This window comes from Streptomyces sp. NPDC058701, from assembly GCF_042715295.1.
Taxonomy (GTDB): domain Bacteria; phylum Actinomycetota; class Actinomycetes; order Streptomycetales; family Streptomycetaceae; genus Streptomyces.
This window is the reverse complement of the sequence record NZ_JBHXSY010000004.1, coordinates 195,332-211,659: the sequence shown is the minus strand read 5'-3', so window position 1 is coordinate 211,659 and position 16,328 is coordinate 195,332. Positions and strand designations below refer to the sequence as shown.

The following is a 16,328-nucleotide window of genomic DNA, read 5'->3' as shown; positions in this document are numbered from 1 at the left end:
CGCGGAGGGACCGGGAGCGGGTGTCAGGGCCCGCTCCCGGTCCGGTTCTCGGGTGTGTTCCGGCCGATCCGGACTAGGGCGTGTCGCGCCGGCGCGTCATGCGAGGTCGAGCACGGCCGTCAGCCGGGTGTCGCCGTGGGCGTGGCTCGCCCGGACCTCGTAGGCGCCGCCGATCCGCTGCCAGCCGCGGGCGGTCTCGTCCCAGACCTCGAAGGCCCGGGCGGGCAGGCCGATCTCGACCTCGACGCTCTCGCCGGGACCCGCCTCGACCCCCGCGAAGGCGGCCAGCCAGCTCGCCGGCCGCTCCACGGCCGCGCTCCGGGCGCCGTCGTCCGTGCCGTCCCGGGGCGCCAGGTAGATCTGGACGACCTCGCGGCCGGGCCGGGCGCCGGTGTTCGTGACGCGGACCCGGACCGTGTCGGCGGTGGCCTCCAGCGACTCGTACGCCCAGTCCGTGTAGCCGAGGCCGTGCCCGAAGGGGTAGGCGGGGGCGATGCCCTCCTTCTCGTACGCCCGGTAGCCGACGAAGAGTCCCTCGCGGTACTCCAGGCGGCCGTCGGCGGGCAGCACCTCGGTGACGGGCGCGTCGGCGAACCGGGCCGGCCAGGTGGTGGGGAGCCGCCCGCCGGGCTCCGCGGCGCCCAGGAGCACGTCGGCCAGCGCGGCCCCGCCCTCCTGGCCCGGGAACCAGGTCAGCAGGACCGCGGCCACGTCCTCGCGCCACGGGAGCTCCACCGGGGAACCCGCGTTGACGACGACCACGGTGTTCGGGTTGGCGGCGGCGACGGCGCGGACCAGGTCGTCCTGGCGGCCGGGGAGGGACAGGTCGCGGCGGTCGAAGCCCTCGGACTCCACGCGCTCGGTGGTGGCGACGACCACGACGGCGGTGTCCGCGGCGCGCGCGGCCGCCACGGCCTCGGCGATGAGCGCGTCGGCGTCGCGCCGCGGGCCGAGGTGGAGCAGTGAGAACATGATCGCCTTGAGGGGCAGCGCGGCCATGTCGGGGACCTGGTAGGTCAGCGACACCTCGACGGGCTCCCCCTCGGTGAGGGTGGTGCGGGCGCGCTCGCTCGGGGCGCCGAAGAACGCCTCGAAGGGGTCGGCCTCGTCGCCCATCTCCTGGACGCCGGTCCACAGGGTCTCGCCGCCGACGGCGAGGGTGAAGGCGCCGAGCCCGCGGGTGCCGAAGGCGTGCTCCCCGCTCTCGCGCGGGAGGAACGTACCGGTGACCTCGATGCTCGCCAGGGTGTCGTACGCGGCGCCCGCGGGCAGGTCGTCGCCGATCCACTGGACCTGGCCGGACGGCAGCGTGCCCTCGCCGATGACGGCGCCGGAGGCGTCGCGGCAGACGGCCCGCAGACCGAAGCCCTGGTCGGCGGGGACGAGTTCGTCGGAGGGGTCGGCGCCGACGGCGAAGGTAAGGGCCCCGTCCGGGAGCGCGGCCGTGAGGCCGTCCAGAGGGGAGACGATCCGCTCGGGGAAGACGGTGGCGGAGCCGCCGCCGAGAACCCGGGCGTCACGGGCGGCGGCTCCGACGAGGGCCACGGTGCGTCCGGCCGAGGCGTCGAGCGGGAGGGCACCGTCCTCGTTGCGTACGAGCACGAAACCGCGGGCGGCGAGCTCCCGGGCCAGGGCCTGGCCGTCGATGCCGGACGGCGGCTCGGCGACGGCGGCGGGGACGCCCTCCAGGATGCCGACGCGGGCGGCGAGGCGCAGGACGTTGCGGACGGCCGCGTCGACGGCGGACTCGGGGACCTCCCCGGCGCGGACGGCCTCGGCGAGGGGCGGGCCGTAGACGGTGGCCGGTCCGGGCATGGCGACGTCGAGGCCGCCCCCGATGTCGCCGGTGGTGGAGCGGGCCGCCATCCAGTCGGAGACGTTGCAGCCGTCGAAGCCCCACTCGTCGCGCAGGACTTCGTTCACCAGCAACCGGTTCTCGGTCATCGAGGTGCCGTTCACCCGGTTGTAGGAGGTCATGATGCCCCAGGGGTGCGCGTTCTCGACGATGGCCTCGAACGGGGCCAGGTACAGCTCGCGCAGCGGGCGCGGGGCGATGACGCAGTCGACGGTGAACCGCTCGGTCTCCGACTCGTTGCCGGCGAAGTGCTTGACGGTGGTGCCGACGCCGCCGTCCTGGACGCCCTTCACGTAGCCGCTGCCGACCGCCCCGGTCAGGTACGGGTCCTCGGAGTAGCACTCGAAGTGCCGGCCGCCGAGCGGGGAGCGGTGCAGGTTCACGGTGGGCGCGAGGAGGACGTGGACGCCCTTGCGGCGCGCCTCCTGGGCGAGGAGCCGGCCGGCACGGCGGGCGAGCGCGGGGTCCCAGGCGGCGGCGAGCGCCGTCGGGGACGGCAGGGCGACGGAGGGGTCGTCGGCGGTCCAGCGCACGCCGCGCACCCCGATGGGGCCGTCGGACATGACCAGGGACTGCAGCCCGATCTGGGGAAGGGCCGGCAGGGACCACATGTCCTGGCCGGCCAGGAGGCGGGTCTTGGTGTCCAGGTCCAGCTTGCCGAGCGCCGCCTCCACGGCGTCTTCGCGGGCTTGGTCGTCGCGGGCTTGGTCGTCGCGGGTCTGGTCGTCGCGGGCCTGATCGGCATCGGTCACGGCCGTGCCTCCTCGTCAAGTGCGGTGAGTGCGGTGCGCCCCATCGTGGACCCGATGCCTGGTGAACGGTAGGGTTCGTGATGCATTCGTGATGTTCGCATGGCGTACGGTCCTGCTGGCGGCTGTGAGCGAGGAGAGGGACCGGCGATGGCCAGGGCGAGGAGCGAGGAACGGCGCGGGGAGATCGTCCGCGCGGCCGTCGAGGTGATCGCGGAGCGCGGCTACCGGGGCGCGTCCCTGGCCGCGGTGGCGGAGCGCGTGGGCCTGACCCAGCAGGGACTGCTGCACCACTTCCCGACCAAGGAGGCCCTGCTGGTCGCGGTCCTGGAGGAGCGCGACCGGTGGGACACCGGCGGTGGCTCGCGCGCCTCGGCTGAGGCCTGGCGCCTGGACCTGCTGGCGTCGCTGGTGGAGTACAACGCCATGCGCCCGGGCATCGTGCAGACCTTCTCGGCCCTGCTGGGCGAGAGCGTGACCGACGGGCACCCGGCGCGTGGGTTCTTCACCGTGCGGTACGCGCAGGTCCGCTCCGAGATGGCCGCGGTGCTGCGCGCCGAGTTCGGCGACCGGCTCCCCTCGGGTCTGACCCCGGATCAGGCCGCCCCGCTGCTCACGGCGGTGATGGACGGCCTGCAGTACCAATGGCTGCTGGCGCCTGAGTCGGTGGACATGCCCGCGGCGTTCCGCGCGTTCCTGACCCTGTTGCGGGGCCCGGAGCCCGCCCGCCGACCCGACTGAGCCGACCGGCCCGCACCCGGCCCTGCCGTCCCGGCGGTACGCCGAGCAGCGGGTCGTTAACCGGGCAGGGCGGGCGGCGTACGGGCACCCGGTAAAGGACGGTCTATGCCGAGTCGGGCAGGAGGTGCTTGGCGCCCCACTCCCCCAGCGCCTCCAGGGCCGCGTTCAGGTCCTGGCCGAGCGGGGTCAGGGAGTACTCCACGCGCGGCGGGACCTCGTCGTACACCTCGCGGTGGACGATGCCGTCGGTCTCCAGCTCGCGCAGCTGGGCGGCGAGCACCTTCTCCGACACCCCCGGGACCAGCCGCCGCAGTTCGCCGAAACGGCGCGGCCGCTGTTCCAGCTCCCACAGGAGCGACACCTTCCACTTCCCGTCGATCACGGACATCGCCGCGGCGATCCCGCAGTGATCCGCGCCGGGCCTTCGCGTCACCGCCATCGCGCACCCCTCCCACCTGCTCGCTCACCTCGGGGTAACCACCCACCCCAAAGTGCGTACTTGAGCGCCTCACGGCCTGCCACCAGGCTAAACGCCATGACCGACAACCACACGACGAAGCGTCCGCTCACCCTGCTCGGCCTCGGCGACATGGGCACCGCCCTCGCCCGCACCTGGCTCGCCGCCGGGCACCCCCTCACCGTCTGGAACCGCACCGCCGCCAAGGCCACGGCCCTCGCCGCCGACGGCGCGACCGTCGCCGCCGACCCCGCCGGGGCGGTCGCCGCGAGCGACCTGGTCGTGCTCTGCCTGCTGGACGACGCCAGCATCGACTCCGTCCTGGAGGACGTGGACCTCACCGGCCGGGACCTGGTCAACCTCACCACGGGCACCCCCGCCGAGGGCCGCGCCAGGGCCGCCTGGGCCGCGGAACGCGGGGCCCGGTTCGTGGACGGCGGGATCATGGCCACGCCGACGATGATCGGCGTCCCCGAAGCCGGGGGCTACGTCTTCTACAGCGGCTCCCGCGCCCTCTTCGACGACCACCGGGCGGCGCTGGAGGTCCCGGCCGGCGCCCGCTTCGTCGGCGAGGACCCTGGTCACGCCGCCCTGCACGACGTGGCGCTGTTGAGCGCGATGTACGGGATGTTCGCCGGGATCTCGCACGCCTACGCGCTGATCGAGGGCGAGGACATCGCGCCGAACGACCTGGCGCCGCTGCTGTCCGAATGGCTGGGCGCGATGGGTTTCTTCGTCGGCAACGCCGGCGAGCGGCTCACCTCGCAGGACCTCACCACGGGGGTGGTGTCCAACCTGGCCATGCAGGTCGCGGCCAGTGGCACCCTGTTGCGCACCGCCGGGGAGCAGGGCGTCAGCGCGGAGCTGATCGCCCCGTACCTGGACCTGATGCGGCGCCGGCTGGACGCCGACCCGGCGGCCCACGGCGGAGAGGACACGGTCGGCGCCATCACCCTCCTGCGCTCCGGGCTCCGCACCCCCTAGGGCGGCCCCCACCACGTTGCGGGCCCGGCGGATCTCGGGCCGGCACGGGGTCAGGGCCCTGGTGTACGTCGACCCCACTGCTACAGAACTGTCATGGCCCGGTCACTCGCTCAGAACCGTTCCCCACCGGGGCCTACGGGTTGCGGCAGCTCATGTCCCGGGAGGGCAGGATGCCGTCGATCAGGTAGTGGTTCACGGCACGGTCAACGCACGCGTTCCGGGGGGCGAAGAGTCCCGCGTAGACGGTGTGGTGGAAGGCACCGCGGAGCGTGACCAGACGGGACCCTGCGAGGGCCCGGTGAGCGTGTCGTTGGCCCTCGTAGGCAGCCGCCGGATCGCCGTCCGCGCCGACCATCAGGACCGGCACGGCATTGCGGACCCGGGTGGGCGGCTCGGCGGGAGCGGCCAGCCAGAACGAGCAGGGAGTGAGGTTGTAGATCAAGGAGCCGAACACGGGCTCGTCACCGCGGTGGGCCTGGATGGCGCGATAGTAGGTCTCGGGGTCACGGGAAGCCTCGCGGTCCGCGCACAGTATCGCCGTCTGTGCGGCGGCGGTTCCGCCGGCGTCAGGGGAGCTCAGGCCGGTCAAAACCGCTTCCAGGAGAGGCGTCGGGGAGACGTCGAGGCCGCGTGCGGCGTCGGCGAGCACACGGACCATGGCGGCGAAGTCGCCGTACGTCGCCTCGTCGTCCCCGGCCGAGACGCTCCACAGCACCTGGGGCAGCGTCCGGCTGTCCACCTGATGACCGCCGACCCGCAGCGGGCCCCGGTCGACGGCCGAGCCGATGCCGCGCACCGAGGCCAGCACGTCCGCAGCCGTGGCCCCCAGTCGGTGACGGTCGTGCCGGCGGGCCGCCCAGACCGCCCAGTTCTCCAGGGCGGCGGCCATGGCCGGCCCCTGGGTGTTCGTCAGGTCGGGGCCGAAGCGGTCGGGGTCCAGAGCGCTGTCGAGGACTGCGCGGTCCACACGGCGGGGGAACATCTGGAGGTAGACCTGTCCCAGATAGGAGCCGTACGAGGAGCCGACGTAGGACAGCCGCTGTTCTCCGAGCAGCGCCCGGACCGTATCCATGTCTCGTGCCGTGTTCCGGGTGGAGGCGTGCGGCAACACGTCGCGGTGGCGGGCGCAGTTCGAGGCCAGGTCCCGGGAGAGCGCCGCACTGCGCTCGAACCCCTCGCGATCCGGCCCGGCGGCACCGGGGCCGGGCAGGGGCCACTGACAGTCCAGGGGTGTGCTCCGCCCGACGAAGCGGGGGTCCATCCCGATCACGTCGTAGCGGGCACCGACCGTAGGCTCGGCCTGCCGGAACTTGAGCGCGAGGTACACGGCGGGCACGCCGGGGCCGCCGGGGTTGTAGAACAGGACCCCCCGCCGCTGTCCCGGTCCGGTGGCCTTCAGTCGTGACAGCGCCACCTTGACGGTGGGGCCGCCCGGACGGTTGTAGTCCAGGGGCACCGTGACCTCGGCGCACTGGGCGCCGGCGTCGTCCAGTTCCGCGCCTTCCCCGTCCACCGACGAGGTCTGGCAGCGCTGCCATGTGACGCTCTGGCGGAGTAGGGAGGCGGGCGCGCCGTCCCCTGACGGGCTGCCCGCCCCACTACCGGCAGCGGGCTGCGCACCCAGCACGGCGACGCTCGCCCACGCCAGCAGTGCGGCCCCGACGGTGGCCCCCAGACGTCCACGCACCCTGAACTCCCCTCCTCCCCCGCCCACCACGGCGTACCGCGGCACGCCGTCGAAGCTATGTGGGGGCCGGGTGCGAAAGCGTCATCCTGTGGTCTGATCACCACGCCGGCCGCCACCGCGGCCCCCTTGCGCACGCTCACGGCCCTGCCGCGCACATGACCCGGACAAGGACGCTTCCGCCGACGGCCGGGGCGACCATGCCGTGCCTCGGCATCATCCGGCTGTTCGCGCTGTCCGGTCCGGGCAGCTCGCGGCCCTCGCGCCGTACGACGGTGTTGCGCCGCTTCGGCTTCGTGCGGGTGGCGCCGTTCTTGCTCGCCGCTCGCGGGCCGCGACCAAGGCCTAGTACACCGGCGGCGGTCCGAAGCCCGTGGGCGGGACGGTGGGCGCCGCCGGCTGCGCGGCCGCCTGGTGCTCCGGCGTGTCGGCGCCGGAGTCGCCCATCAGGTCGCGTGCCATCAGCGTGGCCCCGGCGACCGCGCCCGGCATCAGGAACACGGCGACCAGCGGCACCAGGAAGGACAGCACCAGCGGCACGCCGAAGCCGAGCACCATCATCCGCCGCGCCCGCAGCATGACGAGCCGCTCCGCCAGGTCCACCTTGCGGCGCTGGAGCGCGACGGCGGTGAGCTCCTGGGTCAGGAAGTAGCCGGAGACGCAGAACCCGAGGAACGGGACCACCGTCTGGCCGATCACCGGGACGAAGCCCAGGGCGAAGAGCAGGATGCCGTACAGCAGGACGCGGCCGAGCACCTTCACGCTGTCCCGGGCCGAGATCCACAGCTCCAGCCAGAGCGGGAGACCGGACTCGGGCACGTCGCCGCCCTCGCTGCGGTCGACCTGCTCCGAGAGGGATTCGTAGAACGGCTGGCCGATCAGCAGGGTCACGGCGGTGAACGTGATGACCGCCAGGAACAGACCCAGACAGAAGACCAGGCCGGTCAGGAAGCCGCGGAAGAGCCCGGACCAGGGCGAGGTCCAGTCGTCGGCGAACGGCGTCGCCCATACCGTCAGGTCGTCGGCGCCGTAGGAGAGCCCGATCAGGGCCGCGGTGTAGAGGACGAGCGACACCAGCCCCGGCAGCAGCCCGAAGCCGAGCCACCTGCCGTGCCCGAACACCCATCGCTGGCCGGCCAGCAGATACCGGAAACCCCCCGCAAGATCACGCATGGGGTCAGTTTACGGCGAAGGCCGCACCCCCGGACGGGGGTGCGGCCTTCAGCCGTGCGCGCGCCGGTTCCGGCGTGCGATCAGCGGGATCCGCCGGCTCAGACGGCGAGCTCGACGGTGATGTTGCCGCGGGTGGCCTTGGAGTACGGGCAGACCTGGTGGGCCTTCTCGATGAGGTCCTTGGCGGTGGCGGCGTCCACGTTCGGGATGACGGCGGAGATCTTGACGATCAGACCGAAGCCGTCGTCGTTCTTGCCGATGCCGACCTCGGCGGTGACGGTGGAACCGGAGATGTCGGCGTTCTCGTTCTTCGCGACGACGCCCAGGGCGCCCTGGAAGCAGGCGCTGTAGCCGGCGGCGAACAGCTGCTCCGGGTTGGTGCCGGCGCCGCTGCCGCCGAGCTCCTTCGGCGGGTTCACGACGACGTCGAGCTGCCCGTCGTGGGTGGCGACGCGGCCGTCACGGCCGTTCTCGGCGGTGGCGACAGCGGTGTACGCGACATCGGACTGCTGGATGGACATGTAGAGGATCCTCCTGGTGATCGCCGCGACTCGCGCCCACGGGCCGCGACGGTGTGGAGTGAGCCTAACCGGTGAAAGAAACGATCATCTTTCCGGTGTTCTCTCCGCGCAGCATGCCGAGGAAGGCGGAGGTGGCGTTCTCGACGCCCTCGACGACCGTCTCGTCGTAGCGCAGCTCGCCCGAGGCCAGCCAGCCGGCCACGTCCTGGACGAACTGCTGCTGCAGTCCGGCGTGGTCCCCGACGAGGATGCCCTGGAGCCGCAGCCGCTTGCCGATGACCTGCATCAGGTTGCGCGGGCCGGGGGCGGCCTCGGTGTCGTTGTAGCCGGCGATGGCACCGCACAGGGTGGCGCGGCCGTGCACCTTGAGGGAGGAGATCGCGGCTTCGAGGTGGTCGCCGCCGACGTTGTCGAAGTAGACGTCGATGCCCTCGGGGGCGGCGGCGCGCAGCTGCTCGGCGACGGGGCCGTTCTTGTAGTTGAAGGCGGCGTCGAAGCCGTACTTCTCCGTGAGGAGGGTCACCTTCTCGTCCGAACCGGCGGAGCCGATCACCCGGGAGGCGCCCTTGATCTTCGCGAACTGGCCGACGAGGCCGCCGACCGCGCCCGCCGCGCCGGAGACGAAGACGGCGTCGCCCTCCTTGAAGGAGGCGACCTCGAAGAGGCCCGCGTAGGCGGTGAGGCCCGGCATGCCGAGCACGCCGAGGTAGGCGGAGAGCGGGGCGAGCGCGGCGTCGACCTTGGTGGCGTGCTTCGCGTCGAGGTCGGCGTACTCGCGCCAGCCCAGGTGGTGCAGGACGTGGTCGCCGACGGCGAAGCCCTCGGCCGCGGAGGCGACGACCTCGCCGACGGCCCCGCCCTGCATCGGCTCGTCGAGCTGGAAGGGCGGTACGTAGGACTTCACGTCGTTCATCCGGCCGCGCATGTACGGGTCCACCGACATGTGGAGGTTGCGCACGAGGATCCGGCCGGCTGCGGGCTCGGCGGACACCGGCACCTCGCGCAGGGCGAAGTCCTCGGCGACGGGCCAGCCCTGCGGGCGACGGACGAGGTGCCACTCACGGCTGACGGCGGGGATCTCGGTCATGGGGACTCCTGAATGCGGAAGAAATGCTTCACAACGTGAAACAACCATGCGCCTGGATATTTCATGTTGTCAAGTAAATGGGTACGCTGGTTCCATGCCCAGTCGTCGCGCAGACCCAGTGACCGTCGAGGTCGTCGAACTCATCGGCGACGTCGTGGCCCGCTACCACATGGAGTACGAGCACGTGGCAGCCAGCCACCAGCTCACGGGCGCCCAGGCCCGGGTCCTGAACCTGCTGGCCCTGGAGCCGCTGCCGATGCGCCGGATCGCGCAGAAGCTGCGGTGCGAGCCCTCGAACGTGACCGGCATCGTGGACCGGCTGGAGACCCGCGGCCTGGTCGAGCGCCGCCCGGACCCGGCGGACCGCCGGGTCAAGCTCGCCGCCCCCACCGAGGAGGGCCTCCAGACGGCCGACCGGCTGCGCGAGTCCCTGGACTTCGCGCGCGAGCCCCTGGCGGGGCTGTCGGCGCAGGAGCGGACGGCCCTGCGGGACCTGCTCAAGCGGATGCTGGGCTGACGGCTCACGGCCCGGCTCACCAGCAGGTGAAGTCCCACCAGTCACAGGGCTGCGGGGTCTTCGTCGGGGTGGGCTTCGGGGTCGGCGTCGGCTTGGGCTTGGCCGACGCCGACGCGGACGTCTTCGGCGGTTTCCCGCTCCCGGAGGCGCTGGGCGACGGCTTCGCGGACGCCCCCGGCTTTACGGTGACCCCCGCGTCGTGGGTCCCGGAGGACGGCCCGGTCGGAGCGGGCGCGGGCGCCGACGACGCCGGACCCGGCTTCGCCGCGCTCGCGGAGGGCGCCGCGGGGCCGGCCGTCTTCGTCGCCCCGCCGGCGGCCTTCGCCGATGCGGTGGCCCGGCCCGGCGCCCCCGACGGGGGCGCCACCGCGGACGGCGCGCTCGGGGCGGGCACGGGCACGCCGGGCGCCGAGTCGTCGGTCAGCACCACGGTGGAGGCGCGGTCGCTGCGCTCCCCGTCGGTCGCCAGCCGGACCACCGCGAGCGCGCCGCCGGTCGCGAGCAGCAGCCCGAGCCCGACGTTCAGCACGGTCCGGCGGCGCCTGCGGTGCGCGGAGCGGCGCCGGGCGCCGGGGCGGCGCTCGTTCGGCGCCGACAGGACGACGAGGGAGTCCGCGTCGACGTCCACGGGCGCGTACGGACCGCCGGGGCCCCGGGCCGGACCCGGATCCGGATCCGCGGCGAACGGGGCGGGACCTCCCGGGGCGCCCGGCGGGACGGGGGCGGCGGGGACGAGGTATTCGGCCGGGGTTCCGCACCCGGCGCACGCCAGTGCGCCGTTGAGGTGCCTCCGGCAGGCGTGGCAGTAGTTCATGGCGCCCGCAGGCTATGCGCTCACCGGCCACATCCGTAACGCGGGAACGTAAGGATCCTGTGTGGAATCGTGGCCTCCATGACAGCGACCCCGTCCGGACGCCCTGAGCCCTTCGGGCCGGAAGCCTTCCAGCTCGTGCTGCTGCGCCGGATGGCCGACTTCCAGCCCGACCTCGCCGACCGGGCCCGGCACCGGCTGGGGGCCTCGCTCGCGGACCAGCGCGAGGCCAACAAGCGCTGGCAGGCCATGGTCCGCTCGCCGCGCTCGCGCGGGGCCCTGGCCCGGTACCGCTCGGTGCTGGGACCGGCGGAGTCCGCCGAGCGCCGGAAGATCGGCGATCTGGAGTGCGAGGCCCTCCTGTGGCCCGTGCCGCTCTGGCCCGACCTGCGGTTCGAGGTGCTGGCCGCGCCGGACGGGGCGGTGTGGAACGAGTGGCTGGTCCGGGCCCCCGGCGCGGCCGGTCCCCTACTGGAGTCGGCGGACGACCTGCTGCCCTGGTCGGCGACGGTGGACGAGGTGGCGCGGGCCTTCGCGCCGGCGCGGCCGATGGAGGGCACCGCGCCGACCCGCTGGCGCCTCGCGTTCGCCGCCGCGGGCCGGCCCTGCGTGGCGGAGTTCACGTACGGCCTGCTCCAGCGGGTCGGGTTCGAGGGCACACCCGGCTAGACACCGGCTGGGCCGTCTCTTTCGGACCCGGCACGTTCCGAAGGAGACGGCCTAGGAGGCGAGGAAGGCCCGTACGCCCGCCGAGGTGGCGTCGTCGCCCAGCAGGTCGTTGTGCTCGATGCAGCCGACCTGTGTGTTGGCGGCTCCGGTGAGCGGGACGCTGTCGTCCGGGTTCACGATCTCGTCGCACGGGGACCAGAACGTCGCGTACTTCACGGCGCCCGGGGTCTCGTCCCCGGCGTTCAGGTTCTTCACCACGTACGAACCGGGCGTCATGTCCCGGCAGGCCTGGTCCCACAGCGCGCAGGCCCAGGCGGTGGAGGTGCCGCGGTTGGGGCCGGCCAGCGAGACCCAGTGGTCGACGGTGGCGGCGCCGCCCCCGAACTTCACGTACCAGCGGCTCACGAGCGAGCCAAAGGAGTGCGCGACGACGTCGACGCGGGCCGCGCCGGTCTGCCGGCGGACCTCGTCGACGTACGCGCCGAGCCGGCCGGAGAGGACCTCGTTGACGGACCGGTGCGTGTCGTAACCCCACGAGAAGAGCTCCGAGTCGGCGTACCCGGCGGCGCGCAGATCCTCGCGCAGGGAACCCCAGACGCCGGGATCGGCGTTGTAACCGTGTACGAAGACCACCGGATTGCGCGGCGCCGCCTGGCCGGCCGCGCCCCCGGTCCCCCGGTCGGCGGCATGGGCCGGGAAGGGTGCCAGCAGCGCCAGGCAGAGCGTCAGAAGTGCCAGCAGTCTCTGGCGGGCCGTCAGCATGGGATCCCCCTTTACCTTGTTACGCACGAGTAGTGCGTGCGGTGCGCGCATGGTGCTGTCTGTCGGTACAGAAATCCACCCCCGTGCAGGCACCCGGCACCCCCGGCCGGAGCAGCCCAACAGGCGGTTCACCCCAGATGCCCGGGATGATGTGAAAAGTGATCGGCGGTCCGCCGGTCTTCTTGCGTCAGCGCTCTCGGGAGGATCTGCCGTGACCGTCAGTCTTGAGCAGTTGCGCCGCTGCCACGTCGCCGTCGACCTGGGCGCGGCCAGGACCCGCGTGTACGTCAAGGGCGCCGGACTCGTCGTCGACGAGCCCAGCGTCGCGGCGGTGAACACGCGCACCGGCGCGCTCATCGCCGTCGGAACCTTCGCCGAGCGGATGACCGGCCGCACGCCCGACTACATCCGGGTCGTGCGCCCCGTCTCCGGCGGCACCGTCGTCGACATCGAGATGGCCCAGCGGATGCTGCGTCACCTCCTCGGCGAGAAGCTGCGGCGCGCCCTGCGCCGCAAGCCCCGGCTGCGCGCCGCGGCCTGCACCCCGCACGACGCGGACCCGCTGGCCCAGCGGGCGACCGTGGAGACCCTGGTCGGTCTCGGCGCCCGCCGCGTCGAGCTCGTCGACACCCTGATCGCGGCGGCCGTCGGCTGCGGCCTGCCCGTGGAGCAACCGACCGCGACGATGATCATGGTGTGCGGGGCGGCGGCCACCCAGGTGGCCGTCCTCTCCCTCGGCTCGATCGTCACCGCCGAGCGCATCCCGGTCGGCGGCGAGGCGATCGACCACGCGATCGTCCAGCACCTGCGCCACGCGCACGAGCTGATGCTGCCCAGCCAGGCGGTCCGGCCGCTCCAGCTCGCGCTGCACGGCAACGGCATCACCGCCGAAGGACCGGCCTCCACCCTGATCCACGGTCGTGACGTGGCCACCGGCCTGGCCCGTTCGGTCCAGGTGGACACCGCCGCCGTGCGCGATGCGATCTTCACCCCGCTGACCGCCGTCCTCGACGGCATCGGCAAGGTCCTGCGGGACTGCCCGCCGGACCTGGTCGCGGACCTGACGGACCGGGGGATCATGATGGTGGGTGGCAGCGCCCTGCTGCCGGGCCTGGACCAGATGCTGCGCGACGCCACCGGCATGCCCGTGGCCATCGCGGAGCGGCCGGACATCTGCGCCGTGCTCGGTCTCGGCGCCATGCTCGAAGGGAAGATCGCACCCATGGTTCTCAACCCGCTGGCCGGATGACGAACGCGGGACGGGAGACCGACCGGTACCAGGAGCCGCCCAGCCTCCCCGTCCTGCTGGAGGCGGTGCTCAGCGTCGGCTCCGAGCTGGAGCTGAACTCCACCCTCCAGCACATCGTCGACTCGGCGACCGGGCTGTGCGGGGCCCGGTACGGGGCGCTCGGGGTCATCGACCCCGAGCGCGTCCGGCTGACCGCGCTGTTCACCTCCGGGATGACCGACGCGGAGCGGGCCGCCGTCCCCCGCCTCCCGGACGGCCGCTCCGGCCTGCTCGGAACCCTGATCAGCGACCCGCGCCCCCTGCTGCTCGACGACCTCACGCAGGACCCCCGGTCGGCCGGTTTCCCGCCCGGCCATCCGCCCATGCGCAGCTTCCTGGGCGTTCCGATCCGGGTGCACACCGAGGTGTTCGGCAACCTCTACCTCACCGAGAAGCACGGCGACGGCTCCTTCACCGACGAGGACCTCGCCCTGCTGCGCGTTCTCGCCGCGCAGGCCGGCATAGCGATCGGCAACGCCCGGCTGTACGAGACCGTGCGCCGCCGGGAGCGCTGGATCGAGGGCGCGGCCGCGGTGACCACGACCCTGCTGGCCGGCCGCCCCGCCGCGGACGCGCTGATGTGCGTGGCCGAACGGGCCCGGCTGCTGGCGGACGCCGCGGCCGGGGTCGTGCTCCAGCCCACCCCCGAGGGCGGCATGGAGATCGTCGCCGCCTCCACCCACGGCGACCCCGGGGACCTGGTGGGGACGGCGATCGCACCCGGCTCCCCGGTCCTGGAGCAACTGCTCGGCGGGGAGGCCGTCTTCATAGAGGACTCCGCGACGGACCCCCGGATGACCACGCACGTCCGGGAGCGCTTCGGCCCCAGCATGATGCTGCCCCTGCAGAGCGGCGGGCAGCTCATCGGCACCCTGGCCCTGCCCCGGGACCGGGGCGGACCCGCGTACGACGCCGTGGACCGCCTGCTGGCCTCCCAGTTCGCCTCGCAGGCGGCGCTGGCCCTCGTACTGGCGGACGCCCAGCACGACCGGGAGCAACTCGCGGTCTACGAGGACCGCGACCGGATCGCCCGGGACCTGCACGACCTGGTGGTCCAGCGGCTGTTCGCCACGGAGATGATGCTGGAGAGCACCCGGCGCAGGTCCTCGAACGCGGCGTCCGGGGACACCGTCGGCGACGAACTGGCCCGCGCCGTCGACGAACTCGACTCCACCATCCAGGAGGTCCGCACCGCCATCTTCGCCCTCCAGCAGCCGCCGACCGACGCCCCGACGACCTTCCGGGGCCGGGTGCTGCGCGAGACGGGCGGCGCGGCGGTCCTGCTGGGCTTCCAGCCGTCGGTGCACTTCGCGGGGCCGCTGGACGCCCTGCTGCCGGAGCCGGTGGCGGGCGATCTGCTCTCCGTCCTGCGGGGCGCCCTGGCCGCGGCGCACCGGCGCAGCGAGGTCACCTCCATCGAGGTGGAGGTGGACGCGACCGCGTCCCGGGTCCGCCTGACGGTGTCGGACGACGGCCGTACGGAGCCGGCGTCCCGCGGCACGACGGTGACCTGGGAGTCACCGCTGTAGACGTGCTGTCCGGCTGTCCGGACAGGTCGGTGACGCGCGGTCCGGGCGCCTCGTCCCGCCGGTGGTCGGGGCGGGAGCCCGGTTGACGGCACCGCCTAGGGTGGCTCCGTGACGACGACCCGCCTCTCGGCCCGCGCGGCCATCGCCTCCCTCGCCGACGCCGGCAGCTTCGCCGAACTCCCGCCGCCCCCGGGCCAGTCGGCGCCCGACGGGCCGCTGGCCTGGACCGGGTACGACGACTCCCGCGCCCGCGCCGCGCGGCGGACCGGCGAGGAGGAGTCCGTCGTCACCGGAGCCGCCCGTTTCGGGGGCGTCGAAGCCACCGTGATCTCCTTCGAGTTCGGCTTCCTCGGCGGTTCCCTGGGCCAGCGCACCGGAGACCGGCTCGAAGCCGCCTACGCGCACGCCCGTGCGCACCGCCTGCCCCTGGTCTCCCTGATCGCGACCGGCGGCTCCCGCATGCAGGAGGGCATGCTCGCGCTGACCCAGCTCCAGCGCGTGGCCCGCCAGTGCGTCCTGACCCGCGCCGCCGGACTCCCCCAGCTGGCCGTCCTGCGCGATCCGACCACCGGCGGCGGCTGGGCCACCCTCGGGGCCGGGGCCGACGTGGTCCTCGCGCTTCCCGGGGCCCAGGTCGGCTTCGCGGGCTCCCGGGTCCGCCCGGCGGACGCGGATCCGGCGGCCTACACGGCCGAGGGTCAGTACGCCGCCGGGCACGTGGACGCCGTGGTACCCCCGGCCGAGCTGCCCGGGACCCTCGCCGGCTGGCTCCGCGTGCTGACCGCTCCCCGCCCCGACGGGCCGGTCGAGCCGCCGGCCGCGCTGGGCGGCGTACCCGACGGGACACCGCCGGAGACGGGCTGGGACGCCGTCCGGCAGGCCCGCCACCCCGACCGGCCGCGCGCCGGGGCGTACCTGGACGCGTACTTCGCGCTGCGCCTGCCCCTCTCCGGGGACCGGGCGGGTGGTACCGACCCGGGGATGCTGTGCGGGTTCGGGCTGCGGGAGGGCCGCGCGGTCGCGTACGCCGCCCAGTGCGGCACCGCCACCCGCCCGGCCGGCTACCGTACGGCCGCCCGCGTCGTCCGGCTCGCGGACCGGCTCGGCATCCCCGTGCTCACCCTGGTGGACACCCCGGGCGCGGCCAACGACGCCGCCGCCGAACACGCGGGCGCCGGCCCCGCCATCGCGGACGTCTTCGCGGCGCTGGCCTCGGCGGCGGTGCCCGTCACCACCCTGCTGATCGGCGAGGGCGGCTCGGGCGGCGCCCTCGCGCTGGCCGCGCCGGGCAACACGTGGGTGACCCCCGACAGCTACTTCTCGGTGATCGCCCCGGAGTTGGCGGCGGCCATCCTCAAGCGGCCCCCGGAGGCCGCCCCGGCCACCGCCGACCAGCTCCGCATCCGCCCCCAGGACCTGGTGGCGCTGGGCGTGGCACGGGGTGTGGTCCCGCTCCGGACCGGCTGACCGGACGGCCCCGCGGCGGTCGCGGCGGCGCGCG

Annotated in this window: 15 protein-coding genes; 7 read left to right on the top strand and 8 right to left on the bottom strand. The window is 73.9% G+C overall.

Annotation, left to right across the window (positions count from 1 at the left end):
- Positions 1-96 precede the first annotated feature (96 nt).
- The gene (locus tag ACFWW8_RS05855) at positions 97-2,607 is read right to left on the bottom strand and encodes a glycoside hydrolase family 3 protein (RefSeq protein ID WP_386524149.1); all 2,511 of its coding nucleotides are present in this window, start codon (positions 2,605-2,607) and stop codon (positions 97-99) included.
- Positions 2,608-2,754: 147 nt separating this feature from the next.
- On the opposite strand from ACFWW8_RS05855, the gene ACFWW8_RS05850 reads away from it, so the two are divergent.
- On the top strand, positions 2,755-3,345 hold the full coding sequence (locus ACFWW8_RS05850) for a TetR/AcrR family transcriptional regulator (protein WP_386524147.1): 591 nt from the start codon (positions 2,755-2,757) through the stop codon (positions 3,343-3,345).
- A 103-nt stretch (positions 3,346-3,448) separates the two neighbouring features.
- Here ACFWW8_RS05850 and ACFWW8_RS05845 read toward each other — a convergent pair whose 3' ends face one another.
- The gene (locus ACFWW8_RS05845; protein WP_386524144.1) at positions 3,449-3,784 is read right to left on the bottom strand and encodes a winged helix-turn-helix transcriptional regulator; all 336 of its coding nucleotides are present in this window, start codon (positions 3,782-3,784) and stop codon (positions 3,449-3,451) included.
- A 96-nt stretch (positions 3,785-3,880) separates the two neighbouring features.
- Here ACFWW8_RS05845 and ACFWW8_RS05840 point away from each other — a divergent pair, with 96 nt between their 5' ends.
- Positions 3,881-4,786 carry an NAD(P)-dependent oxidoreductase gene (locus ACFWW8_RS05840; RefSeq protein WP_386524142.1) on the top strand — a complete coding sequence of 302 codons (906 nt, stop codon included), beginning with the start codon at positions 3,881-3,883 and terminating at the stop codon, positions 4,784-4,786.
- 133 nt (positions 4,787-4,919) lie between these two features.
- Here the strand turns inward: ACFWW8_RS05840 and ACFWW8_RS05835 are convergent, their stop codons facing one another.
- The 4 genes from ACFWW8_RS05835 to ACFWW8_RS05820 form a co-directional block, all read right to left on the bottom strand.
- Entirely contained in the window at positions 4,920-6,473 is a 1,554-nt protein-coding gene (locus ACFWW8_RS05835) for an alpha/beta hydrolase (RefSeq protein ID WP_386524140.1), read from the bottom strand.
- Between the two features lie 342 nt (positions 6,474-6,815).
- Entirely contained in the window at positions 6,816-7,643 is an 828-nt protein-coding gene (locus ACFWW8_RS05830; RefSeq protein WP_386524137.1) for an EI24 domain-containing protein, read from the bottom strand.
- 98 nt (positions 7,644-7,741) lie between these two features.
- The gene (locus ACFWW8_RS05825; protein WP_386524135.1) at positions 7,742-8,164 is read right to left on the bottom strand and encodes an organic hydroperoxide resistance protein; all 423 of its coding nucleotides are present in this window, start codon (positions 8,162-8,164) and stop codon (positions 7,742-7,744) included.
- A 64-nt stretch (positions 8,165-8,228) separates the two neighbouring features.
- A complete protein-coding gene (locus ACFWW8_RS05820) occupies positions 8,229-9,251 on the bottom strand; it encodes an NADP-dependent oxidoreductase (RefSeq protein ID WP_386524133.1) in 1,023 nt (340 codons plus the stop codon).
- A gap of 94 nt (positions 9,252-9,345) precedes the next feature.
- On the opposite strand from ACFWW8_RS05820, the gene ACFWW8_RS05815 reads away from it, so the two are divergent.
- On the top strand, positions 9,346-9,768 hold the full coding sequence (locus tag ACFWW8_RS05815) for a MarR family winged helix-turn-helix transcriptional regulator (RefSeq protein ID WP_386524131.1): 423 nt from the start codon (positions 9,346-9,348) through the stop codon (positions 9,766-9,768).
- Between the two features lie 16 nt (positions 9,769-9,784).
- Here ACFWW8_RS05815 and ACFWW8_RS05810 read toward each other — a convergent pair whose 3' ends face one another.
- Entirely contained in the window at positions 9,785-10,582 is a 798-nt protein-coding gene (locus ACFWW8_RS05810; protein WP_386524128.1) for a hypothetical protein, read from the bottom strand.
- Positions 10,583-10,660: 78 nt separating this feature from the next.
- Between ACFWW8_RS05810 and ACFWW8_RS05805 the strand changes: the two genes are divergently transcribed.
- The gene (locus ACFWW8_RS05805; RefSeq protein ID WP_386524126.1) at positions 10,661-11,248 is read left to right on the top strand and encodes a hypothetical protein; all 588 of its coding nucleotides are present in this window, start codon (positions 10,661-10,663) and stop codon (positions 11,246-11,248) included.
- Positions 11,249-11,299: 51 nt separating this feature from the next.
- Here the strand turns inward: ACFWW8_RS05805 and ACFWW8_RS05800 are convergent, their stop codons facing one another.
- On the bottom strand, positions 11,300-12,010 hold the full coding sequence (locus ACFWW8_RS05800) for an esterase/lipase family protein (protein WP_386524123.1): 711 nt from the start codon (positions 12,008-12,010) through the stop codon (positions 11,300-11,302).
- Between the two features lie 211 nt (positions 12,011-12,221).
- Between ACFWW8_RS05800 and ACFWW8_RS05795 the strand changes: the two genes are divergently transcribed.
- The 3 genes from ACFWW8_RS05795 to ACFWW8_RS05785 all read left to right on the top strand — a co-directional run bounded on the left by ACFWW8_RS05795 (position 12,222) and on the right by ACFWW8_RS05785 (position 16,294).
- Positions 12,222-13,259, top strand: coding sequence for a rod shape-determining protein (locus tag ACFWW8_RS05795; RefSeq protein ID WP_386524120.1), 1,038 nt, complete (start codon positions 12,222-12,224; stop codon positions 13,257-13,259).
- Positions 13,256-14,827: a GAF domain-containing protein gene (locus ACFWW8_RS05790; protein ID WP_386524117.1), complete on the top strand. Its 1,572-nt coding sequence runs from the start codon at positions 13,256-13,258 to the stop codon at positions 14,825-14,827. The genes ACFWW8_RS05795 and ACFWW8_RS05790 overlap by 4 nt, the downstream gene beginning before the upstream one ends.
- Positions 14,828-14,935: 108 nt before the next feature.
- Entirely contained in the window at positions 14,936-16,294 is a 1,359-nt protein-coding gene (locus ACFWW8_RS05785) for a carboxyl transferase domain-containing protein (protein WP_386524114.1), read from the top strand.
- Positions 16,295-16,328 lie beyond the last annotated feature (34 nt).